Annotated in this window: 22 protein-coding genes, 6 tRNA genes and 1 pseudogene; 19 read left to right on the forward strand and 10 right to left on the reverse strand. The window is 50.1% G+C overall.

Annotation, left to right across the window (positions count from 1 at the left end):
- Nucleotide 1: 1 nt before the first annotated feature.
- Nucleotides 2-1351 (reverse strand): MATE family efflux transporter, encoded by a 1350-nt coding sequence (locus tag ACML7B_RS05360; protein WP_418539620.1) that lies wholly within the window; start codon nucleotides 1349-1351, stop codon nucleotides 2-4.
- Between the two features lie 145 nt (nucleotides 1352-1496).
- Here ACML7B_RS05360 and fliB point away from each other — a divergent pair, with 145 nt between their 5' ends.
- The 3 genes from fliB to ACML7B_RS05375 all read left to right on the forward strand — a co-directional run bounded on the left by fliB (nucleotide 1497) and on the right by ACML7B_RS05375 (nucleotide 4701).
- Complete coding sequence (gene fliB, locus ACML7B_RS05365) at nucleotides 1497-2645, forward strand: flagellin lysine-N-methylase (protein ID WP_418539623.1); 1149 nt, start codon at nucleotides 1497-1499, stop codon at nucleotides 2643-2645.
- Between the two features lie 6 nt (nucleotides 2646-2651).
- Nucleotides 2652-3446: a nitroreductase family protein gene (locus ACML7B_RS05370; RefSeq protein WP_418539624.1), complete on the forward strand. Its 795-nt coding sequence runs from the start codon at nucleotides 2652-2654 to the stop codon at nucleotides 3444-3446.
- A gap of 205 nt (nucleotides 3447-3651) precedes the next feature.
- Nucleotides 3652-4701 (forward strand): ornithine cyclodeaminase family protein, encoded by a 1050-nt coding sequence (locus ACML7B_RS05375; protein ID WP_418539626.1) that lies wholly within the window; start codon nucleotides 3652-3654, stop codon nucleotides 4699-4701.
- Between the two features lie 81 nt (nucleotides 4702-4782).
- Here ACML7B_RS05375 and ACML7B_RS05380 read toward each other — a convergent pair whose 3' ends face one another.
- On the reverse strand, nucleotides 4783-5424 hold the full coding sequence (locus tag ACML7B_RS05380; protein ID WP_418539627.1) for a TetR/AcrR family transcriptional regulator: 642 nt from the start codon (nucleotides 5422-5424) through the stop codon (nucleotides 4783-4785).
- A gap of 127 nt (nucleotides 5425-5551) precedes the next feature.
- Between ACML7B_RS05380 and ACML7B_RS05385 the strand changes: the two genes are divergently transcribed.
- Nucleotides 5552-6166 (forward strand): MerR family transcriptional regulator, encoded by a 615-nt coding sequence (locus ACML7B_RS05385; RefSeq protein WP_418539630.1) that lies wholly within the window; start codon nucleotides 5552-5554, stop codon nucleotides 6164-6166.
- A 131-nt stretch (nucleotides 6167-6297) separates the two neighbouring features.
- Nucleotides 6298-7722, forward strand: a complete 1425-nt coding sequence (locus ACML7B_RS05390; RefSeq protein ID WP_418539632.1) for a B12-binding domain-containing radical SAM protein — start codon at nucleotides 6298-6300, stop codon at nucleotides 7720-7722.
- A gap of 42 nt (nucleotides 7723-7764) precedes the next feature.
- On the opposite strand, the gene ACML7B_RS05395 is transcribed toward ACML7B_RS05390, so the two are convergent.
- From ACML7B_RS05395 to ACML7B_RS05420, 6 genes are all read right to left on the reverse strand, one after another.
- Nucleotides 7765-7850: transfer RNA gene (locus ACML7B_RS05395), tRNA-Leu, on the reverse strand.
- Nucleotides 7851-7872: 22 nt separating this feature from the next.
- Nucleotides 7873-7945 (reverse strand) — tRNA-Val (locus ACML7B_RS05400).
- 6 nt (nucleotides 7946-7951) lie between these two features.
- Nucleotides 7952-8025, reverse strand: a tRNA-Asp gene (locus ACML7B_RS05405).
- 52 nt (nucleotides 8026-8077) lie between these two features.
- Nucleotides 8078-8151: transfer RNA gene (locus ACML7B_RS05410), tRNA-Ile, on the reverse strand.
- A 26-nt stretch (nucleotides 8152-8177) separates the two neighbouring features.
- A tRNA-Thr gene (locus ACML7B_RS05415) sits at nucleotides 8178-8250 on the reverse strand.
- Between the two features lie 9 nt (nucleotides 8251-8259).
- Nucleotides 8260-8331, reverse strand: a tRNA-Glu gene (locus ACML7B_RS05420).
- A gap of 225 nt (nucleotides 8332-8556) precedes the next feature.
- Here ACML7B_RS05420 and ACML7B_RS05425 point away from each other — a divergent pair.
- The 13 genes from ACML7B_RS05425 (at nucleotide 8557) to ACML7B_RS05485 (ending at nucleotide 18252) form a co-directional block, all read left to right on the forward strand.
- Nucleotides 8557-9546, forward strand: coding sequence for an SPFH domain-containing protein (locus ACML7B_RS05425; protein WP_418539633.1), 990 nt, complete (start codon nucleotides 8557-8559; stop codon nucleotides 9544-9546).
- An 80-nt stretch (nucleotides 9547-9626) separates the two neighbouring features.
- Entirely contained in the window at nucleotides 9627-9815 is a 189-nt protein-coding gene (locus ACML7B_RS05430) for a hypothetical protein (RefSeq protein WP_418539634.1), read from the forward strand.
- A 160-nt stretch (nucleotides 9816-9975) separates the two neighbouring features.
- Nucleotides 9976-10461 carry an RNA 2',3'-cyclic phosphodiesterase gene (gene thpR / locus ACML7B_RS05435; protein ID WP_418539635.1) on the forward strand — a complete coding sequence of 162 codons (486 nt, stop codon included), beginning with the start codon at nucleotides 9976-9978 and terminating at the stop codon, nucleotides 10459-10461.
- Between the two features lie 30 nt (nucleotides 10462-10491).
- Entirely contained in the window at nucleotides 10492-12105 is a 1614-nt protein-coding gene (locus tag ACML7B_RS05440) for an MmcQ/YjbR family DNA-binding protein (protein WP_418539638.1), read from the forward strand.
- 160 nt (nucleotides 12106-12265) lie between these two features.
- Nucleotides 12266-12568 carry a hypothetical protein gene (locus ACML7B_RS05445; protein WP_418539640.1) on the forward strand — a complete coding sequence of 101 codons (303 nt, stop codon included), beginning with the start codon at nucleotides 12266-12268 and terminating at the stop codon, nucleotides 12566-12568.
- Nucleotides 12569-12711: 143 nt separating this feature from the next.
- Nucleotides 12712-13428, forward strand: a complete 717-nt coding sequence (locus ACML7B_RS05450; protein WP_418539643.1) for a hypothetical protein — start codon at nucleotides 12712-12714, stop codon at nucleotides 13426-13428.
- On the forward strand, nucleotides 13401-14009 hold the full coding sequence (locus tag ACML7B_RS05455) for a class I SAM-dependent methyltransferase (RefSeq protein WP_418539645.1): 609 nt from the start codon (nucleotides 13401-13403) through the stop codon (nucleotides 14007-14009). The genes ACML7B_RS05450 and ACML7B_RS05455 overlap by 28 nt, the downstream gene beginning before the upstream one ends.
- Nucleotides 13970-15127, forward strand: coding sequence for an HNH endonuclease domain-containing protein (locus ACML7B_RS05460; protein WP_418539647.1), 1158 nt, complete (start codon nucleotides 13970-13972; stop codon nucleotides 15125-15127). Before ACML7B_RS05455 ends, ACML7B_RS05460 begins: the two co-directional genes overlap by 40 nt.
- A 113-nt stretch (nucleotides 15128-15240) precedes the next feature.
- On the forward strand, nucleotides 15241-15846 hold the full coding sequence (locus ACML7B_RS05465; protein ID WP_418539650.1) for a DNA-3-methyladenine glycosylase I: 606 nt from the start codon (nucleotides 15241-15243) through the stop codon (nucleotides 15844-15846).
- Entirely contained in the window at nucleotides 15847-16521 is a 675-nt protein-coding gene (locus tag ACML7B_RS05470; RefSeq protein ID WP_418539652.1) for a hypothetical protein, read from the forward strand.
- A gap of 413 nt (nucleotides 16522-16934) precedes the next feature.
- Nucleotides 16935-17426 (forward strand): helix-turn-helix domain-containing protein, encoded by a 492-nt coding sequence (locus tag ACML7B_RS05475; RefSeq protein ID WP_418539654.1) that lies wholly within the window; start codon nucleotides 16935-16937, stop codon nucleotides 17424-17426.
- Nucleotides 17427-17428: 2 nt separating this feature from the next.
- A complete protein-coding gene (locus ACML7B_RS05480) occupies nucleotides 17429-17758 on the forward strand; it encodes a hypothetical protein (protein WP_418539656.1) in 330 nt (109 codons plus the stop codon).
- Nucleotides 17755-18252 (forward strand): hypothetical protein, encoded by a 498-nt coding sequence (locus ACML7B_RS05485; protein ID WP_418539659.1) that lies wholly within the window; start codon nucleotides 17755-17757, stop codon nucleotides 18250-18252. The genes ACML7B_RS05480 and ACML7B_RS05485 overlap by 4 nt, the downstream gene beginning before the upstream one ends.
- Before the next feature lie 55 nt (nucleotides 18253-18307).
- On the opposite strand, the gene ACML7B_RS05490 is transcribed toward ACML7B_RS05485, so the two are convergent.
- Nucleotides 18308-18760, reverse strand: a complete 453-nt coding sequence (locus tag ACML7B_RS05490) for a hypothetical protein (RefSeq protein ID WP_418539660.1) — start codon at nucleotides 18758-18760, stop codon at nucleotides 18308-18310.
- Nucleotides 18761-18782: 22 nt separating this feature from the next.
- A complete protein-coding gene (locus ACML7B_RS05495) occupies nucleotides 18783-19427 on the reverse strand; it encodes a hypothetical protein (protein WP_418539662.1) in 645 nt (214 codons plus the stop codon).
- Between the two features lie 427 nt (nucleotides 19428-19854).
- On the opposite strand from ACML7B_RS05495, the pseudogene ACML7B_RS05500 reads away from it, so the two are divergent.
- Nucleotides 19855-20488, forward strand: a pseudogene (locus ACML7B_RS05500) (hypothetical protein); the annotation flags it as partial.

Raw genomic sequence — 20488 nt, forward strand, 5'->3', positions numbered from 1 at the left:
GTTATCGGTTGTTCAGGGACCTCATCACCTTCCGGTTCAGGAGGGTGGTGAGGGCAAAGGTGAAGACGTCGGATACCGCCTGGGCGCACTGGATACCTGTAAGCCCCAGGAACTGCGGCAGGATGAGAAGGGCGGGGATGAAGAACAGCCCCTGCCGGGAGGCCGCCAGGATGGTGGCGGGAACAGTCTTGCCCATGGTCTGCATCATCATGTTGTTCATGATGATCCATCCGTTCAGGGCGAAGGTGACGCACTGGAAGCGTAAGGCGGTGGTGCCGATCTGGATCACATCCGGGTCGTTGCGGAAGATCCAGATGAGATGGCCGGAGAGGAAGCCGCCAAGAACAGCCAGGCCCAGAAGGACGGCGGTGGAGACCTTCACGCAGAACCAGAAGGCTTCTTTTACCCGATCGTATTTATCGGCGCCGTAGTTGAAGCCGCACACCGGCTGGAAGCCCTGGCCGAAGCCGATGAGAGCGGAGTTGGCGAACATCATGATCCGGCTGACCACGGACATGGCGGCGATAGCCGCATCTCCGTAGGGATTGGCCGCGATATTCAAAGTGGTGGTGGCAATACTTCCCAGCCCCTGCCGGAAGAGAGAGGGCAGTCCTCCGCCCATGATCTCGCGAAGCCGCAGGGCGGTAAGACGCACGTTGCGGAGGTGGATGGGAATACATTTGGAGACGCGAAGCCCCACAAGCAGCAGGCAGAAGCTGACGAACTGACTTAGGATGGTGGCGATGGCGGCCCCGGAGATCCCCAGGTCAAAGACGAAGATAAAGATGGGGTCCAGGATCACGTTGAGCACGCCGCCGGAGGTGATGCCGATCATAGCGTAGAAGGCATTCCCCTGGAAGCGGAGCTGGTTGTTGAGCACCAGCTGGGCAGTCATATAGGGTGCCCCAAGAAGGATGAAGCGCAGATAATCCCTGGTGTAAGGGAAGATGGTTTCAGTTGAGCCCAGGAGATGGGAGAGAGGGTCCAGGAAGATAAGGCCCAGGACCATCACAAGGATCCCCAGGGCGAAGGCAAGGAAGAATCCGGTGGAAGCCAGCTCTCTGGCGGACTGGACGTCCTTGGAGCCCAGATGTCGGGAGATGGAGTTGCCGGAGCCGTGACCGCAGAAAAATCCCAGGGCCTGGATGATGGCCATCACAGGGAATACCACGCCTACCGCGGCGGTGGCGCTGGTTCCGATCTTGCCGACGAAGAAGGTGTCGGCCATGTTGTAGAATGATGTGATGAGCATGCTGATGATGGTGGGGACGGCGAGACGGCCGATAAGACCGGGGATGGGCGCCTCCGTCATCATTTCGAATTTCTGCTCCTGAGACATTGCCCTGGACAATTGGATCGCTTCCTGTTCTTTTAAGATGAAAATTGAATGGTTCTATTCTTATGATAGCACAAATCCTGGAGTTTGCTCACAAAATCCGGGATTTATTTTTGCGGGGATCCTGTGGTATAATCAGCAGGACGAGGTGAGATAAGGTATGCTGTATACATTTCCAGATTATTATAAGGAATTCCAGTGCACCGCGGACCGGTGCGAGGATACCTGCTGCGCCGGGTGGGCCATTGTGATCGACGACGGGACGCTGAAGCGGTACCGGCGGACCGGCGGCAGCCTGGGGGCAAGGCTTCGGCGGGAGATCCGCTGGAAGGAGAAGGTGTTTGGGCGGCGGGAGGAGCGCTGCGCCTTCCTGGATGAAGAGAATCTGTGCGACATCTATAAAGAGCTGGGGCAAAAAGGGCTGTGCCGGACCTGCCGGCTCTATCCCCGTCACATCGAGGAGTTTGAAAATGTGCGGGAAGTGAGCCTGTCTGTCTCCTGTCCGGAGGTGGCCGGGATCCTGCTTCGCCACAGAGAGCCGGTAAGATTCCTGGAGTTCCACCGGGAAGGGCAGGAGAGCTGGCCGGAGTTTGATGAACTGACTTATTCCGTGCTGGCGGACGGCCGGGATGTGATGATCCGCATCCTGCAGGACCGCAGCCTGCCGATCCGGACCAGGGCCGGGCTTGTGCTGGGGCTGGCCCACGACATGGAAGGGCGGCTGCGCCGGGGAGAGACCTTCTCCTGCCAGGAACTGTACCGCCGGTATGAGACGAAGGAAGCCGCCGATTATACGGCAGCGCGGCTGGCGGACTATGAGAGGAAGAAGGAGAAGCAGTTCCGGGATCTTGGCCGGGAGCTTCATTCTCTGTATCGGCTGGAGCTTCTGCGGGAGGACTGGGAGATGCTGCTGCGGGAGAGCGAATTCTTCCTGTGCCGGGAGGGCGCGAAAGGCTATCACGAGACCCAGGAGCGATTCCGGAAATGGCGGGAAGAACATCTGCCGGACTGGGAGATCTCTCTTGAGCAGATCCTGGTGTATTTTATCGCCACTTATTTCTGCGGGGCAGTCTATGACGGAAGAGTCTGGGGGAAGGCCCGCATGGCAGCGGTCAGCGCGTTTCTGATCGCGGAACTGTGGAAGGCCCGGTGGATTAAGAACGAAGAGACCCTGGATATCAGCGATTTGACAGAGATCCTCTACCGGTACTCCCGGGAGCTGGAGCATTCCGACCTGAACCTGGAGCGGATGGAGCGGATCATGGAACGAAGGGGGATCCCCTGGATGGAAAGAAAGAAGGAGGTATGAAAGATTATGATCCAGATAGATCAAAACAGTTGTATTGGCTGTAAAGCCTGTATCAAGGACTGCCCGGCCGGGGCGATCCGGCTGGAGGAAGGAAAGGCAGTGTGGAAGAAGGAGTGTATCCAGTGCGGGCACTGCGTGGCTGTCTGTCCGGTGAAGGCGGTGTCCATCCCGGAATACGACATGGAAGAAGTGGAAGAATATGACAGAGATACATTTACCCTTGACCCGGAGATCTTCCTCCATGCGGTGAAGTTCCGCCGGAGCATCCGGAATTATAAAGAAACGCCCGTTGAGAGGGAGAAGATGGAGCGGATCCTGAATGCGGGCAGATATGCGGCCACTGCCAAGAATACCCAGGGCTGCCGGTTCCTCTTCCTTCAGAAGGACCTGGAAGCTTTCAAGGACCTGGTGTGGGAAGAGATGCCCGGGATCGTGGCAGGGCTGAAAGAAACTCTGCCGGCCTATGCAAGGCTTTTTGAGTTCTTCTGCCTGCGGCGGAAGCGGGATCCTAAGGATGATCCCCTGTTCTTCAACACCACATCCTTCCTGGTGATCACGGCGAAAGACCTGCTGGACGGCGGGCTTGCGGCGGCGAACATTGAGAATATGGCGGTTGCAGAAGGGGCGGGGGTCCTCTACAGCGGCTATCTTATGCGGGTGATCAATGCCAGCGCAAGGCTGAAGGAATGGCTTGGGATCACGGAAGAAGAGCAGATCGCCTGCTGTATGTTGATGGGATATCCGGCAGTCTCTTACCGGAGGACGGCGCCCCGAAGAGAAGGGCAGATCGAGTGGAGATAAGTCAGGCGAAAAACGGACGATCAGGCGGCCTGGATTTGTGGAAAACCACAAAATCCAGACCGCCGTTTTTGTGCGTATATACAAGGATTAATCGCGATTACAAAATCTATTGACAAGAGGAAAAAAAGAGCGGTATACTTACAATGCAAAGAGAAATTAATCATGATTAATTTTTAACATAACAAAGGAAAAGGAGGGAATCATTATGGCTTACACTGCAACCGAAGAACAGAAGAAACTATTTGCCGGGGATCATGAGTATCTGAAGAAGATCCTGGATCTGGGACATGAGATCCTGTGGCTGACGAAAGACGAATGTATCAAAGCCGGACCGGATCTGGACGAGACCCTCGCTATCATTGAGAAGGTTCTGATGGACCACGGGCGCAAAGAGTATGAGATGCCGGCCAAGATCGGGATCCATCCCTGGAGCGACGTGTTCTTTCACGCCATGCCCGCCTATGTGCCAAACAGCAAGGCCTGCGGGATCAAGTGGATCGAGTGCTTCCCGCGGAATCCTAAGGAGTTCCAGCTTCCCCAGACTACGGGACTTCAGATCATGAACGATATTGAGACCGGCGTTCCCTACGCAGTGATGGACTGTGCCTGGCTGACTTCCATGCGGACTCCCGCAGTGACGGCCCTGACGGCGGCGAAGTTCCATCCGGGCGCCGAATATTTTGGAATGTTCGGCTGCGGCGTACAGGGCGTGGGACATGTGAAATACATTCCCAGAACGCTGAAGAATCTGAAGAAGATCTATATCTACGATGTGTCGGAGGAAAAACAGGATCAGCTGATCCAGGAAGTGAAGCCCTACGTGGACGTGCCCATTGAGAAGTCGGATCCGAAGACCATGGCCTCCAGGTGTGATGTGATGGCCTCCGCCACCATTATCCTGCTGAATTCGCTGAGCGTGGTGAAGAAAGAATGGGTATCCAAAGGCCAGACCATCCTTCCCTGCGACTTAAATACCTTCTGGGATCCGGCCATCCAGAGAGAGGCGGACAAGTATTTCGTGGACAGTGTGGACGAACACAAGCTGTTTGAGAGTATGGGATACTTTCCGGAGGGACTGCCCAGGATCCAGGGAGAGACGGGAGAAGTGCTGGCGGATCTGATCCCTGGCCGGACCTCCTCTGATGAGTTGATCGTGGTGTCCAATATCGGGATCTCCGTGTGCGATATGGTGATGGGCCGGGCCATCTTCGATAAAGCGGTGGAGATGGGACTTGGAAGGAAGCTGCCTCTGTAAGCGGGGCGGGCGATCCGGACAAAAGAATAAAAAAGAAAAACATCAGGCTGACAGAGCCAGGTTCTGCAGTCTGATGTTTTGTTATATTTTCGCGTAATTCAGGATCACGGCCCGCACACATTCCAGGAAATCGTCCCGGATCGCTTCCACATCCCGCTCCGGGTGATCCAGGATGGTCTTGATACATCCCTTGCAGAGATAGATGGACATCTTGTTGATCAGCACGGCCTCCGGCTCTGTGAAGATCCCGTCCCGGATGCATTTCTCCAGCATCATGTAATCCCGCTTGAGGAAATCCCCTTCCTTCAGGAATACCGGAACGTAGTCCATGTTCATATCCAGGGTCTCTTCCGGGAAAAGCTCATAGTAGTCGGCGATCATGCTGCTCAGCTTGTCACTGTATTTGCCAAAGAACAGGTTGTTGTAGATCTGGGGGCTGTAGAAGGCATGCCGGGAGAAGATGCTCCACACATCCAGGTGCTGTTCCAGGATGGGCTTGCCGGAATGGGAGAGGGCGCCCACCTCCCGGATATAGTCGTCCAGATATTTTAAGGAGGCGTAGAGAGCCAGTTCCTCCAGGTTGGAAAGGTAGCGGTACAGGTTGGCAGAATTGCAGTTCAGCCGGTCCGCGACGCTGCGGATGGTCAGCCCTTCCGGCCCCGCCTCCTGTAAAATGTCGTAAGCTGCCCTGATATAGGATTTTTTGGAAATATCACTGCGCATGTGACGGTCCCTTTGCTTTCTGTTAAAATAATCTTGGATTATTATAACACGGGCGTGTTTTTATTTCAATTTTCCTTGACCTTCAAGGGACTTGAAGGTGTTTAATCAGGATAGAAGGAGGGAGCATATGACGATCAAAGAGGTGGAAGAAAAGGTGGGGATCAAAAAGGCCAATATCCGCTACTATGAGGAGATGGGCCTGATCCGTCCCGCCAGGGATCAGGGGAATAATTACCGGGTATACTCGGAAGAAGACGTAGAGCTGCTGGAGAAGATCCGTTTCTTAAGAAGTATCGACATTTCTGTAGAGGAGATCCGCCGGCTGGAAGAGGGGAAGATCACCATGGACCGGCTGATGGATCAGCAGATTGAAAAGCTTCAGAGAGAAAAGGAAGGGATCGAGACCGCAGAAGAAATCTGCAGATTCCTGTGTCGGGAAAATCCATCCTTTCAGACTCTGGATCCTTCCTTTGCGCAGGCAGAACATGTCTGGAGAGAAAAAGGAGGAGTGGTTATGAAGACAGACCGGATCCGAGAGATCAGCAAATTGCAGGAAAAAGACAAGAAGATCCTGGATTTTATCGAAGTGGTCAGTTCCCTGTGCCTGGGGATCATGATCATCCTGGTGTCCCAGGGAGTCAGATTTCCCATCTGGCTGACTCTGACGGTAGCGGCGGTGATGATCGGGGCACATGCTGCGAGATACCGTATATCGAAACAGATAAACAGGCTGCGGAAATGATTCTGCAGCCTGTGCTGTGTAAGCGGGCAGATTTACTAAAATGTGGCACTTAAATTTGGCAATTATCCCGGGAAAAGCAAAGCAGTGGATATGGTAAAATAGGGACAGGAATTTCAGAAGGAGGGAACTCCATGAAAGTGCGTTTTATCGAACCGGGGAACCGGCCCTATAAGCCAACGCCATTAAATTATTTTGTCTATGATCGTTATATCCGGACGCCGTCTGTGGGGTTGAATACGCTGGCTACCATTGTGAAGCGCAGGGTGGAGGACACACTGATGTACAGCGAATCCATCTCCAGGATTCCGGTAAAAGACTTGCTGGATGCGGATGTGATCTTCATCGGAGTCTTTACCTTCGCAGCTGTGCGGGGGTATCAGATTGCCGGGTATCTGAAGAAGCACAGTAAGGCGGTGATAGTTCTGGGCGGACTCCACGCTTCCATGAACTATCAGGAGGCGGTGCGATACTGCGACTATGTGCTGCTGGGAGAGGGGGATGAGACGATCCTTCAGTTTCTGGATGTATTGGAGCAGGGAGGAAAAATGGATTTCCCAGGGCTTGCGTATCAGAAGGACGGACAGACAGTGAGTACCGGATACCCCAAGCCGCCGGAGGATATTGATATCATCCCGGACCGGAATCTTGTGTATCATTATCAGAAGATGGCGGGGCACAATACCATCTGGCCTCAGGTGCACGCTTCCAGAGGATGTCCCCATAACTGTGATTACTGCGCGCTGGTGCGGCATTTCGGCCATCGGGTGCGGACCCGGACGCCGGAAAATGTGGTGGAGGATATCCGTCAGTCTATTGCCTTTTTTGATGAGAAGCATTTCCGCCCGGTGAAAGACCTGTGGATCACCGATGATAATTTCTTTGCAGACCGGGAGTGGGCGGTCTCCGTACTTCAGGCAATCATCGACAGTGGTATCCATTACCGTTTCAACGTGCAGGCCCGATATGAGGTGGGCTTTGATGATGAAATGCTGGAATTGTTGAAAAAGGCAGGTTTTTTCGAATTGGATATGGGAATCGAATTTATTGACGATAAATCCTTTGCCACGTACCACAAGAAGAGTACGAAGGATGAGATCATAAGATCTATCCAGAATATCCGCAGACACGGGCTTAGTGTGCGGGGGCTTTTCATTCTTGGATCCGATGACCAGGAGAAGGGGGTGGGGGATCAGCTGGCGGACTTTGTGATCAGGAACAAGATTCAGGGTGTGTTGATCCAGTCCATGTATTTTGTCCCAGGCACACCGGTGTATGAATCCCACAAGGATCAGCTGCTCCATAGGAACTGGAGCCTCTATAACGGAAATGTAGTCCACCGCCCCAGAAATATGACGCCCTATGAACTTCAGATGGAGCATATCCGGGCCAGCAGAAAGATTTACTCTGTCCGGCGGCTTATCCGGGCGTTGCTTTTTGAAGACTATGTGCACAAATTCCTGTTTGTGGGAGAATTCTTCTGGCACATGAGTATAAGGGCGGATCTTAAGAAACAGTTACCGTATCTGAAAGAGATGTCAGAGGGGAAGCAGGAGTAAAAAAGCTTCCGATCCGTAAGCTGGATCGGAAGCTTTTCTCAATGCCGCAGGCCGGGGTCGAACCGGCACGGGTATTACTACCCACGGGATTTTAAGTCCCGGGCGTCTGCCAATTCCGCCACTGCGGCGCATTCATAATGAAATTGTGAATGGGGCCTATAGGGCTCGAACCTATGACCCTCTGCTTGTAAGGCAGATGCTCTCCCAGCTGAGCTAAGACCCCATACAACGACCCAGAAGAGACTCGAACTCTCGACCTCCGCCGTGACAGGGCGGCGCTCTAACCAACTGAGCCACTGGGCCACAATATTTGATTGTGCACTTCGTGTCTGTCCTTGCAGCACATATGTGCAAATGGACCTTCGGGGACTCGAACCCAGGACCGACCGGTTATGAGCCGGTTGCTCTAACCAACTGAGCTAAAGGTCCAAATTAGCAGTCCCGGAAAGGACCTAAGCCGATGATCGGACTCGAACCGATAACCTGCTGATTACAAATCAGCTGCTCTGCCAATTGAGCCACATCGGCACACCTGAATGACTCCGACGGGAATCGAACCCGTGTTACCGCCGTGAAAGGGCGATGTCTTAACCTCTTGACCACGGAGCCAGATAATGAATTTGAGACCGATTAATATCATAGCATACACACCCTGTTTTTACAAGAGTTTTTTTGCAAAAATCCACAGGTGGTCGAAGGAAGCTGCCCCGGGCCACGAAGCGGCAGAAGAAATATTACCGGCAGACAGAGAAAAAAGGATTGACTTCTCTTTTTGACGGTGATACTATGATGATATCAAAATGATATCAGATTCGCGGAGGGAGGAGAATCAATATGAAGAAAGAACAAGTACAAGAGAGAATCTTACATCCGGCCAACGGCTACCTGATGCTCCTTTTAGGTATATTACTTCTGATCGCAGGGATCGGAGGAGGAGTTGCAGGATCCGTGATCGGCGGCATGGAGGAAAATGGCGCTTTGATCGCCATCAGCGTTACCGCCTGTGTCATCCTGGTCATTTTAGGGGTGATCCTGCTGTGCGGGCTGAAGGTGCTGAACCCCAACGAAGCCTATGTGCTGACTTTGTTTGGTAACTATTACGGAACCATCAAAAAGGAAGGTTTCTTCTGGGTGAATCCCTTCTGTTCCGCTATTAATCCTACAGTCAAAGCAGTGCCGGTAGCGACCGGAAGCGTGGAAGGACGCCTTACCACTGCAGGCGTATCTGCCGGTGGGAAGAAAGTATCCCTGCGGATGATGACCCTGGACAACAAAAAGCAGAAGGTCAACGATCTTCTGGGCAATCCGGTGGAGATCGGAGCTGTGGTGATCTGGCGGGTGGTAGATCCTACCAAGGCTGTGATCAACGTGGAAAATTATAAGAACTATCTGTCCATCCAGTGCGACGCCATCATCCGGAATACGGCCAGACAGTATCCCTACGATACCAACGAGGGCGGCGACGAAAAATCCCTGCGGGGCAGCAGCCAGGAGATCGCGGATATCATGAGCCGGGAGCTGCAGAAGAAGACGGAAGACGCCGGCATCCAGATCGAGGAAGTGCGGATCACCCACCTTGCGTACGCGCCGGAGATCGCATCCGCCATGCTGCAGCGGCAGCAGGCGGCCGCCATCATCGACGCGCGGCAGAAGATCGTGGAAGGCGCCGTGGGCATGGTGGAGATGGCGCTTCACAAATTAAATGAAAATGATATCGTAGATCTGGACGAAGAGCGCAAAGCCGCCATGGTCAGTAACCTTCTGGTAGTGCTGTGCGGCAATAAAGAGGCGCAGCCCATCGTCAACAGCGGAAGCCTGTACTAAGAAAGAGGGTCTTGAATAAGAGGTGGGGAAACCGTAAGATAGTAAGTATAGAACGGCAACGGAAGGGGGACTTTGTGGAAATGGAAGAAAAGAATACCGACAAATCCAAAGCAAAAAAACAAGTGCCCCTTCGTCTGTCCAAAAAACTGTACGATGAGATCGCCCAGTGGGCGGAGGATGATTTCCGCTCCATGAACGGACAGATCGAATACCTGCTGACGGAGTGTGTGAAACACCGGAAGGGAAAGAAAGATTCGCAGGAGGAGTAAGAAAGTCTCCGCCTAAGTCGGAAAGAGAATAAAGCGTATGGAAAAGCCGGCCGGAAGGTCGGCTTTTTGCTTTGCCAGACGGGAGAAAGATTGTGGAAAGAAATGTTGCGGAGGAGAGAAGGATGTAGAATAATAGAGGGTAGAAGAAGGTGAAACAAACATGAGATTATTTATTGCGATCCCATTGTCGGAGGAAATGAAGAAGGCGCTGGTAGCCTGTATGCACGACCTGAAGAAGCAGGGCGTGGAAGGGAACTATGTGCCGGTCCAGAACCTGCACCTGACCCTGGCCTTCATCGGGGAGTACGATGACCCGGAGAAGGTGAAGGAGGTGCTGCGAAGCGTGCCGATGCCGCCCTTCCGAATGAGCCTGTCGGAGAAAGGGAATTTTGGCAATCTCCTGTGGGCGGGAGTAAAAGGGAATCAAAAGCTGAAAACTTATGTGAAGGATCTGCGGGCGGCGCTGAAAGGGGCGGGGATTCCCTTCGAGGATGATAAATTTACACCTCACATCACCCTGGTGCGGAAGGCGGCGTCGAAGAAGCCGTATCAGGTGCATTTGCCAAAGGCAGAGATGACGGTGAAGCATGCGGCGCTGATGAAGTCGGAGCAAAAGAACGGGAAAGTAAGTTGTCGGGAGATGTAAACCGGTCTGTTGTCCAGAGGGGGGATGGAAATGAGAGAAGAGATTTTCCAGTATGTGAAAAAGAAATATAAAGTGGAACCGGATTATCCATTTTCCACGGCGCCAACCTATCCGGTGCTGCGGCACAAGGATAACCGGAAGTGGTTCGCCCTGATCATGGATATCCCAAGGGAGAAACTGGGGCTGGAGGGCAGCGAGCACGTGGACATCATGAATGTGAAGCTGGGGGATCCCATGCTGGTGGATATGATCGTCCGGCAGCCGGGGTATTTCTATGGGTATCACATTACCAGAAGCAACTGGATCTCCATTCTCCTGGACGGGACGGTGCCACTGGAAGAGATCTGCCGGTGGATCGACGAGAGCTACGGGGTGACAGCTTCCAGGAAGAAGAAAGGAAAGAAACGGGAAGATGGGGAAAAGAGAGGCGGGTTATTTGATTTTAACCGGGACGGGAAAGAAAGCATAGGCGAAATGTATGTAGCCTATCAGATGTATCAGAAATGGCTCAAGAGAAAAGAAGAGAAGAATTCCTCATACAAAGTGGATCCGTATGATTATAAGATGGAAGAACATGAGGATGAGGATAAGGATATATTTCAGGAAGAAGACAATTCCTGGCGTGATTACTGCCAGGACGGATCTGAGTATGGAATCGATCCGGAGGACTTTGAGACAGAAGAGGATTATGACGAGGCGATCTGCGAGGCCCAGGAAGAGATGGAGGAGGAGACGATCACACTTTCCTTTTCCATATGCAATGAGGAGTATGAGCGGAAGGAAAGAGAGCGGGCAGAGTTTCTCAGAAGCGGAAAGGAGCAGTTTATTCCGGCCCGTTATCTGACGCTGGAAGGAGACTATCTGTATGCAAAGGCGATCAAAGATCACTTTGCCATACCATGTGCGTTGCCGGATGAAACCGTAGAACGGGAGATGGAATTTGTCCAGATCCTGAAGAAATTAGCACGGAGGGATATGAAGTTTTCCCTGCAGGTGTGGGACTGGTGCCTGAAGAATTTCCTGCCCTTTTCCATATATGACGATTATTGCGAAAGGAATCTCTGTAAGGATGTGATCCTTGAACTTTGTGATTTCCCGGAGGGATTCACGGAGCAACTGGTCTGCTATCTGAAAGACCACCAGGAGTTTCTGTCGGAGATCATCCGCGCCGGGGATGAGCCGGTGTACGGCATGAGCGTGCTGATCACTGCCGCGATCCGGGGAAATGCACTGCTGGTGGCGGACGTTCTGTTTCGGTCGGAGTTAAAGAAAGCAGAAGGGGACTGGAAGGAGACCAATAAGCTGGCGGAAGATGTGATCTATGAATGCAAAGATTACGAAGAAGTTGAAACCATAGAGTATGTCCGGGACAATTATTTACCCTTGCTTGCAGAGATCCCGGACGGTATGGTGCAGGATGAGATCCCTGAGTGGGAGAAGGAAATAGAAGAGTACATTGACCGTGTGGAAGAGACCGGCGACAAATACGCTTATTCCAGGAGAAATGCATGGCGGACGAAGGTCCCGGACGGAAGTGCGTATGGGCTCAATCCCTTGTTCTATCAGACAGAGGAGGAATATCTGCAGGCATGGGAGAAACAGAATAAGGGCTGGAGAAGGTGGGATCAGAATAAAGAGATATGAAATCGAAGGCAGGGTGGTTGCAGCTGGTAAATGTACGCGTCATGCAGCGCCATATCCGATCGAAAAGATGAAAAAATGATTCGGAAATTATGAAAAGAATGCTTGCGAAGTAAAAAAGAGTATTAAATAATAAATAGTATCGAATCTTGTAGAGCAAAAAATGCTTATCGCAGATAAAAAAGGAAGATGGACAAGATATTATTTAAATCAGGAATATAAGATTGAACCTGAACAATACGAGATATCTGATTTTGAAAACTCAGATAAAAAGTTTAAGAATGAAACGGATAGAATTATTTTTGAATATATTAAGGTGAATGGTTTCATTACTGTACATCAGGTTCTTGATATAACAAGAATTACTACAAATCAGGGAGCAAATGTTGCATTAGGACGATTGATTAATGCGGGAGTAGTTCAAAAAGTTCGTCAAGGGAGACATTTTATTTATCAATTGAAGTAGTAATATACCAACTGATACACCAACTAAATTTTATGATTCAGTTGGTGTATCAGTTGGTGTTTTTCTATTGGAGAAATAGGAGTCCTTTTTATGACACACCATAAGTGCTAGGCTGTAAAAAAGCATAGAAAGGTGTGTCCGATATGGAAGAAAAGCATTATCGGTATTTCCTGATCAATCCGCGAAATGCCGGGAGAAAGCCGGGCCAGAAACAAAGACCGGCCGGAAAGCGGATTCTGTGGCAGGAGAAAAAACCGGATCCGCCGGTTCTGCCTCCTCCACCGCCGCCACCGTCACCGCCGATCAAAGTTACCCGCAATTTTGTCATAACGAAGAGTTCCGGGATCCTTCACGACCGGGAGTGCTTCTACGTCCGCAGGATCCGTCACGGCAGACAGATCAATAAGATCGAACCCGATACAGAGGTTCGTTTCTGCAAGTGGTGTCGGAGAAAGGCTGTCATACGAAATGGCGTGAAGGATGTATCAGACTGTGAGATCTGTGAAAAGTTTTTTGATGAGAAACAGGTGAGCACCCGTCTTCTTACCAGACTCTTCGTTGAGAAAAGGGCACAGGCGGAAATGCTTCCGGTGGGAATCCGGATCTACTGTGGCGATGACCGCTGGAGGATCCGGTGGAAGAGCACGGAGGGGGCAAGTGTTTTGGAACATAATAATTATGTGCGGACGCTGGCGGGTGAGCGATATTTTACCAAGGGGTATCATGAGCAGCATATCCGGCCGAATACGGTGACCAGTGCGCTTCATTATCTGATGGCGTATGATTATCAGGCTTATCATGGGGAAGCGGCGAAGGAGAGGAAGGGGATCCAATGGGAGCAAAGGCAGATGTCACAATAGAATACTATAACAGAAATGCAGCCAGATTTCTGGAAGATACTGCGGGAGTGGAGTTCACAGAAATCCAGAATGCATTTTTGAGCCTGTTGCCGGAAGGGGCGATGATCCTGGACTTTGGCTGCGGTTCCGGGCGGGATGCGCTGGAATTCCTGAAGCGGGGATATCAGGTAGAAGCAACAGACGGATCGGAGGAAATGTGCCGGGCGGCAGCAGAGCTTACCGGGCTTGCGGTTCGGCAGATGTTGTTCCAGGAACTGGATGAGAAGGAGAAATATGACGGGATCTGGGCCTGTTCGTCCATCCTGCATTTGCCAAAATCAGAGCTTGGGGATGTGCTGGAAAGAATGACAGCGGCGCTGAAGATAAATGGCGTCATTTATACATCGTTTAAATACGGCGCTTTTGAAGGAGAGCGGAACGGACGTTATTTTACGGATTTCACAGAGGAAACATTTACAGAATTTATTAAAGGCATGACCGGAGTGACTGTTGAGAAAATGTGGATCACGGATGATGTGAGACCCGGGAGAGGGGAAGAAAAATGGCTGAATATGATATTACGGAAGCGGGCGGCAGACTGACAATCAGCGGGACTTATGTGAACACGCTGGATATCGAAGGCTTTGCCCAGATGATGAAAGATCCGTCCTACTGTTATAAATTCTATTGGCTGGAGGCTATCGTCAATCTGATTTCCCTGGATGTTGCGGAGACGACCTTTGACGAGATCATTGATGAGATGATCGCGAACGCCTGGTATTCGGTGCGGGAATTTCATATTCATCTGAGCGGAGTACAGGCGGATGGGCTGGTGCGCGATGGCCTGGAGCGGGCAGTGCTGCAGCTGACGGAACTAAGTGATCTGCCGGCTAATGCATCTAAAGTGGAGATCAAAAATGCCCTTCAGGAATGGGACAGGGAATTGAAGCAGGTAAAAGAACAGCTGACTAATATGGTTCCTTACCGTGCTCTGGCCGGATTTTTCCTGAAAAGCAGCGAGAAAGCCGACTGGGGAAGTGTGCGCCGATTGACAGCGTATATCCGACGGATTGATCAGATGACTACGCCGTTGCCCTATACGCTGGGAGAAAGCAGCAGGCTGAAGAAGGAAGTGTATTTCCATCCCCTGTGGATGAAGCTGATTCAGGACAATACGGTAAATATCCTGGGCTGGATTCAGTATGAGAAAGTGCGGTGGCTGCAGAACAATAATCCGGAAGTGCCCGGACTGGTTTATAAACTGGCGCCTATGGATGAAAAGATACGGAAGCTTGGAAATGTACATAAGCTGTGGGACGGAATACTGGAAATCCATGAGGTAAGAGATGTCTTTACCGGGAATCCGGTAGTGCCTAAAAAGTATGATGTGGATCATTTTATTCCATGGTCGTTTGTGATGAACGATGAACTCTGGAATCTGATGCCTATGGATTCTTCCCTGAATTCATCCAAGAGCAACCGGCTGCCAAGGTGGGATTCGTTTTTTGAAGCATTTGCAGGGAATCAGTATCTGATGTACAGGCTGGTTCATGAGAAGCCGGAGCTTCATAAGAGATTTGAGGCCTGCTATCGTGATAATCTGCATTCGATCTGGGCAATGCAGGAGTTATACAGGGAAGGCAACAGCCCGGAGAGGTTCCGGGGGATCCTGGAGGAGAATATGAAGCCGGTGTATGAGTCCGCGAGACGGCAAGGGTGAGCTATTCATGCTGATAGAAAATGATAAACGCGGCAGCAGAAATAAGCTGCAGCTTCTCTATTCCGATGAGATGTTTTTTGTGCCGGATAATGTTTATATCATCGGTATGATGAATGGGCTATTGCGGATGGGCTTCGACAGACCCGCTCGACAAAGTATATCACGATACCGAATGGGGCATCCCGGTTCACGATGATCGGCATATGTTCGAGCATCTGACACTTGAATGCCTCCAATGCGGTTTATCATGGGATCTGATGTTGAAGAAGCGTGAAATCTTCCGGGAATGCTTTGACAATTTCGACTACGACAAGATTGCCGCTTATGATGAAGCCGATGCGGAGCGCATCCTGAATACGGAGGGCATGATTCGCTCTCCCAGAAAGGTGAATGCGATCATCAATAATGCCCGGTGCTACCAGAGAGTCCGGGAGGAGTTCGGCAGTTTCTGCGATTACATCTGGGCATACTCCGGCGGCAAGACCATCCTATACCAGGGGCATGATGTCGGTCGGATTCCGGTCAGCAATGGGCTGTCGGATAAGATCAGCAAAGACCTGAAGAAGCGTGGTTTCAAGTATGTGGGAGCCATCACGATCTATTCCCACCTGCAAGCCTGCGGCATCATCAATGACCATGACAAGGAATGCCCGTGCTGGCAGAGGATTATGGACGAATACCCGACCGTGACAAAGCGGCGGGATAAAGAGGTGTATTAGATGGGCGAGTATTACGATTGGGTAAATGTAAATAAAAAGGAATATATCAGCCCCAATGATTTTGACTTCGGGAATAAACGAACAGAATCACTGGTCAGGGGCAATGCTTTTCTATGTGCCCTTCGAGACCTTCTGTCAAACGAATGGGCTGGTGATCATATATTCTGGAGGGGCGATGAAAAATCTATTCCTGAAGACACGGATAATGTGACTTTGCAGATTTTATATAGTCATACCGTTCAGATTGGATATCCAGGAGATGCTTTCGATACGGTTTGTGAGTCGTATAGAAATGTTTCTGGCCTTTTCAAGGCCGCAGAAGAAGAAGTTCGCCAGGAGATCGGATTTTATCTTGAAGATATAAAGAGTGCAGATCCAACGATGAATAACGAGTATGGCATTGACATAGAAAAGCCATTTGACGGTCTGTTCATGCGTGAAGGGAGAGATTTTCGTTATACCGTAAATCACACAAAAAGAGTATGCTACTCGTTTGAAAAGACAAAGATTCTTTATCGGGATAATACCGAGAGCGACTATGCCGATCCGCTCCCAATCCTCATGGCATATGGAAGAGTTACAGATACTGGGTTATGGGTTGGCGATATCATTGGTGTTTCGGATGAGATGCCAGACGGATATGAGCTACTGGAGAGCATACAACTGGATTGGTAGAATGAAACCTTTTAACGATACCATACATTTTAACGATAGCAGAAAGGGGTGTCGCTTTTGAGCACAGCAGCGGCTACAACATACAACTTCATACCGACAAGGCGCACCTCTTGCAGGGTGCCGAAACGCAAAAAAACCCAGAAATCAAGCGGTTTTCGGGCTAAAGGCACATACGGACATTGTATCAAAGATTGCGTCTTGATAGATATTAAGACTACGAGATTGATACGAAAACAGGGCAATCGTTAAAATGTGCATAGGAGGCTCGTTTTTGGCATAAAGTAGGCTCGTTCGAGCCTACCCTTGAAGGTCGGGATTATCCCGGCTATATTTTTTGTATTTTAATACTACATTTCTATTGCTTCTACTACATTATTGCGATATGCTGTAAAAGCTTGAAGGGATGGTAGTGTATGAAAACCTTTAATGTCAAGGAAATTGCTGAAATGCTAAATACGAATTCGGAAACGGTGAGGCGGTGGATACGATCAGGAAAACTGGAAGCTATCCAAGATTCCCGCAAAGAAGGGAATGTAGTGACAGAACAGATGCTGAACGCATTTCTTAAGTCCTCTCCCAAGTATGCGGGTATGCTTACTGCATCAGCTGCTGTGTCTCCTATAGCAGGTCTGGGTGTGATGACGATTTCACTACTGGGAGGGATAATCGCACAGCAATATGTAAAAAGTGAAAATGAGAAGAATGCAAAAGTTAGTATGACTGAAGTAAGGAAGCTTTTGCTATCGGAGATAAAAAGAAAAACACAGACAATTAGAAGAAAGGAGGAGGTAATACGACAGCTTCAGAGTGAAATAGAGGCTGAACAAGCTGGGATTGAGGAGGCTCGGCGATTGATAAAAGAAATGGATCTGCAAACAAAACAAGCAAAGGAAGGAGAAGGATGATTATGGCATGGGATTATGCAGAGTTATCAAAGGCGGCAAAGGAGGCAGGTGGTCCAGAAAAACTGATGGATCTCTTGGTAGAGACTGGTAAGAACGCTGGTCATAAGGAGATGCTTCCCCTTGTTGGCATTGCAGTTGGAATAGGGGCATTGGGATATGCTGGCATCAGCAAGCTGGTAAAGTTCTTCAAGAAAAAAGAAGAGATATCTCCGGAGGCTGTGGAAGCCGCGAAAAAAGAATTAATAAAGGGAATACAGGAATATGATGCTGCTCATCCGGAAACGGAGGAGCTTGCTGAAACACCTGATTCAGAAGAGGAGGCTAATGAATGAGTTTGTTCGGGAACATTCTTGGTGGATTAGCGTCGGCATTTGGTGGAAATGATATTACATGGTACTGTGATGGCTGTAATTCAATTTTAAATAATCAACCGGGATTTAATACAGATTCTGGGACTTGGGAATGCACTGAATGTGGATATGAAAATGATGTGACAAGCAGCAATGTTTATTCAAGTGAAGAAGAATATCAAGAGCAGATGGGAATTCCAAGATGCCCGTCTTGTGGAGGAATGGTGCGAGGAGATGCTCCAGATGCAACGTACTGGTTCAATTGTACATCATGTGGAGAAAGATTTTATTTGGAAGACGGAGAATTGATAAGTCCTTTCGATCGAAGCCGACACAAGAGTAGCAAGACATGCATGAATTGTGGGCAATCGTTAAGTGGGGGCGAATATACAGCACCTTGGGAAAATGGCAATAATCCAGATGGCTATATAAAATGTCCACACTGTGGTTATATTAATTTCGAATATGACGACTAAGGAGTAAAAAAGCTCCCGACCGGCTTAACAGCTGATCGGGAGTATATTTTTGTGTTTATCCATCGATGGTATCCCCGTTCTTGAAGGTAAAGGTCATTCTACCGTCTGCGTAGATGGTGGCGTAGTCCAGAAGCCCCAGCCAGAGGCTGTCGGAGAACTCGGTGAGCTTTCCGTCCTGCGCTTTCAGGAGCTTCAGGAAGTCCTTCATCTGCGCCTTCCGGGACTGCTTGTCGCTGAGCTGCCGGGTGGTTGTTTCGTACTTTTCTTTGGCAGCTTCGAAGCGGCTGTTCAGGGAATCAAAGCGTTTCTGGTATTCCGTCTGGTCAAGGGCTATGGTGGCGTTTTCCCGGATGCATCTCTGCATCATTTGGGAGACGACTTCCATCTCGCTGCGGTATTCGTTCTGCTTTGCGGTAAGCTCGGTCGTATCGAAGACCGTGGCCTGCGCTTCTTCGAATGCTTTTATGGCTTTTTTCCTGCCGGATGGCAGGATATTGGCGGCAGTCATGAAGCGGGCTTTGATGTCCTCCTCATCGAGGTAGGGAGTCTTGCAGCGGATTTCGTTTTTGTATTTCTGGTTGCATTGTCAGATCGTCCGCTTGTAGGCATCGTTGGAATGCCAGAGTTTGGAGCCGTACCAGCTGCCGCAGTCTCCGCATTTTATCTTGCCGGAGAAGATGTGGATACCACTGTGCCGGTTCTTCCCGGAAACCCGGCGAGCCATCTCTCTTTGCACCATCTCGAAGGTCTCCGGCAATGATGGCCTCGTGATTCCCTTCGACATAGTCGAGCTGATCCAGTTCGTCAGCCAGGGCTTCGAGAAGTTCCGCATACATCAGAGCTTCTTTAAAGTTGGCCTTTTCGTCGGCGATGTTGTCGCCGATGGTGGTATTGCCTTCCGTACCTGCGACAGGCGTATCCAGCGAGATAAGATCGTTATTGAAGTGAGGGCAGACATCACAGTCGCCATCGCAAGTCCAAAGCTGCTTCCTGGGGCACAAGCATTTGCCTTCCTTCTGCATCTGCTTCTGTTTACGCCAGATGCCGGGATAGACGGCGTGATAGAATTCCTCGGTGATGGGGACGAGACGCGACTTCCCCGGATCGTCCGGGTCACGCAGGGGATAGAAACGCTGCGGCGTTTCGGTGGATGAGTTACGTTTCTTTTTGGACATAGAAAACCTCCGTTTCTTGTGGCTCGAAACGGAGATTCATAAGGATGCAGAACAAGACCATCAGGAGAAGCACTGTCAATCCGAGCGATTCCGCTTCGAGATTGCAGCCCTTCCTACCGGTGGTCGAGTTGCATTTTGGTTATTCGGTTACACAGCCCCGGTCACCTCTGCAGCGGTAGACTGTGGAAAAGAAGGAGTCACTTGCACCGGGAATAAAACGGAGAAAATGTTCATATCCGTGAAGAAAATATCGACTTTTTGCCCGGAGTGTGATATACTAAATCTGTATGGCTAAATCTGTATGTGTATCCACGGGTGAAGTGCGCCCTTTTCGCCTTAGATTTTACTTTTAAGGCAGGATAAAGTCCTTCCGTAGGGTTTATGAGAGTTTTATGTAAAAGTTTAAGTTCTGGAGGTACGGTGAGAATTGGATGAGCTGGTATTAGCTGTGTATCTTTTAGAATTGAAAACCGCTTTTGAAGAGGCTATATCTGATCCGGATTTGCTGGAATTTTTATACGATGGCATTGCTGATCCATTAGGACTTCTGAATCAGAACAAACAGACGATTTCGGTTTCACTGGCGCAAGCGAGCCTTATCATGAATCGAAAAAAGTATGGAAATGCGCTGAAAGTGATCCGAAAAGGGGCTGGCAAAAAAGAGGTTAAGGATAGTATTGAGGGCTATTTCAAGAAAAAAGTAGTTCCTCGACTCCATAAGGAAAAGATTCTGGATCTTGTGGAGCATCTTCGCAGGATCATAGAACTTGATAGAGAAATAGCTGAAACAAAAAGAGCCGAGCTGGTTGCGCTGGCTGATGAGAAGACTTTGGCAAAATTCCTTGGATTTACCTATCTGTACGTGGTTCCAAGGGATAATGTCCGGCAAGAGATCAGGCTGAAGACAGCAGAAGAGATCGAGGAATATAAGAAACATCCGCTAAAGAAAATTGCTGTGCCGGACGAAGTGATTGAAGAAGAGAAAAAGTACACAAATGCCCTTTTAAGTATTTATGCGCAGCTGGAAAACAGGACAGATTTCCAAGAATCCGAGTTGTCGG

This window comes from Massilistercora timonensis (assembly GCF_048354975.1).
In the GTDB taxonomy this organism is placed as follows: Bacteria; Bacillota; Clostridia; order Lachnospirales; family Lachnospiraceae; genus Massilistercora; species Massilistercora timonensis.

Excerpts from the sequence above, each read along its gene's own strand:
- ACML7B_RS05450 (WP_418539643.1), top strand. The coding sequence starts at position 12,712 with ATGGAAGAAAAGCATTATCGGTATTTCCTGATCAATCCGCGAAATGCC.
- ACML7B_RS05455 (WP_418539645.1), top strand. The coding sequence starts at position 13,401 with ATGGGAGCAAAGGCAGATGTCACAATAGAATACTATAACAGAAATGCA.
- ACML7B_RS05485 (WP_418539659.1), top strand. The coding sequence starts at position 17,755 with ATGAGTTTGTTCGGGAACATTCTTGGTGGATTAGCGTCGGCATTTGGT.
- ACML7B_RS05425 (WP_418539633.1), top strand. The coding sequence starts at position 8,557 with ATGAAGAAAGAACAAGTACAAGAGAGAATCTTACATCCGGCCAACGGC.
- ACML7B_RS05380 (WP_418539627.1), bottom strand. The coding sequence starts at position 5,424 with ATGCGCAGTGATATTTCCAAAAAATCCTATATCAGGGCAGCTTACGAC.
- ACML7B_RS05490 (WP_418539660.1), bottom strand. The coding sequence starts at position 18,760 with ATGACTGCCGCCAATATCCTGCCATCCGGCAGGAAAAAAGCCATAAAA.
- ACML7B_RS05430 (WP_418539634.1), top strand. The coding sequence starts at position 9,627 with ATGGAAGAAAAGAATACCGACAAATCCAAAGCAAAAAAACAAGTGCCC.
- ACML7B_RS05475 (WP_418539654.1), top strand. The coding sequence starts at position 16,935 with ATGAAAACCTTTAATGTCAAGGAAATTGCTGAAATGCTAAATACGAAT.
- ACML7B_RS05390 (WP_418539632.1), top strand. The coding sequence starts at position 6,298 with ATGAAAGTGCGTTTTATCGAACCGGGGAACCGGCCCTATAAGCCAACG.
- ACML7B_RS05440 (WP_418539638.1), top strand. The coding sequence starts at position 10,492 with ATGAGAGAAGAGATTTTCCAGTATGTGAAAAAGAAATATAAAGTGGAA.
- ACML7B_RS05465 (WP_418539650.1), top strand. The coding sequence starts at position 15,241 with ATGGGCTATTGCGGATGGGCTTCGACAGACCCGCTCGACAAAGTATAT.
- fliB (WP_418539623.1), top strand. The coding sequence starts at position 1,497 with ATGCTGTATACATTTCCAGATTATTATAAGGAATTCCAGTGCACCGCG.
- ACML7B_RS05445 (WP_418539640.1), top strand. The coding sequence starts at position 12,266 with ATGCTTATCGCAGATAAAAAAGGAAGATGGACAAGATATTATTTAAAT.
- thpR (WP_418539635.1), top strand. The coding sequence starts at position 9,976 with ATGAGATTATTTATTGCGATCCCATTGTCGGAGGAAATGAAGAAGGCG.
- ACML7B_RS05370 (WP_418539624.1), top strand. The coding sequence starts at position 2,652 with ATGATCCAGATAGATCAAAACAGTTGTATTGGCTGTAAAGCCTGTATC.
- ACML7B_RS05385 (WP_418539630.1), top strand. The coding sequence starts at position 5,552 with ATGACGATCAAAGAGGTGGAAGAAAAGGTGGGGATCAAAAAGGCCAAT.
- ACML7B_RS05480 (WP_418539656.1), top strand. The coding sequence starts at position 17,429 with ATGGCATGGGATTATGCAGAGTTATCAAAGGCGGCAAAGGAGGCAGGT.
- ACML7B_RS05460 (WP_418539647.1), top strand. The coding sequence starts at position 13,970 with ATGGCTGAATATGATATTACGGAAGCGGGCGGCAGACTGACAATCAGC.
- ACML7B_RS05375 (WP_418539626.1), top strand. The coding sequence starts at position 3,652 with ATGGCTTACACTGCAACCGAAGAACAGAAGAAACTATTTGCCGGGGAT.
- ACML7B_RS05495 (WP_418539662.1), bottom strand. The coding sequence starts at position 19,427 with ATGTCCAAAAAGAAACGTAACTCATCCACCGAAACGCCGCAGCGTTTC.
- ACML7B_RS05470 (WP_418539652.1), top strand. The coding sequence starts at position 15,847 with ATGGGCGAGTATTACGATTGGGTAAATGTAAATAAAAAGGAATATATC.